Below are 484 nucleotides of genomic sequence, written 5' to 3' on the forward strand. Positions count from 1 at the left end.
CGGATCTCGGCGCATGCGCCGGCCGGCTTTGCGCTGGCCGACGGCGGAGCCGGTCCATGAGGCGGTCGCGAATGAGGGCCGCCACGCCCATCGCGTGTAGATCCTGCGCTGTCATCCCGAAAAATTTTCGGACAATTTTCCGGTAACCGATCAGTCACCAGTAAGGGTTCCCTCACACCCGTTACGCCACCGTTTCGAATTCGAACGAAGCTGTTTCCGAATGTGACAGGGGTGGCAGACGAAGCGTGAACAGCGGCCCCGCACCGTCAATGAAAAGTTGCGAAAAGCCCTTGATCCATGGGCTTAATCCACGATTCACTGTCTTAAATTCATGATCTCTTTATTCTCTTATTTAAGCGGATATTCAAACGGCCCCCTTACGTTGGACCTATCAGGCGGGACACAAGTTTCGTCGAATAAAGTCGATAAAAACGACAAACAGGGGAAGTGTCATGATGAAAGCCGTTGCGACAACGGCGGCGGA

Origin of the sequence: Bradyrhizobium sp. UBA2491 (genome assembly GCF_002341725.1) — a bacterium.
Lineage (GTDB): Bacteria > Pseudomonadota > Alphaproteobacteria > Rhizobiales > Xanthobacteraceae > Bradyrhizobium.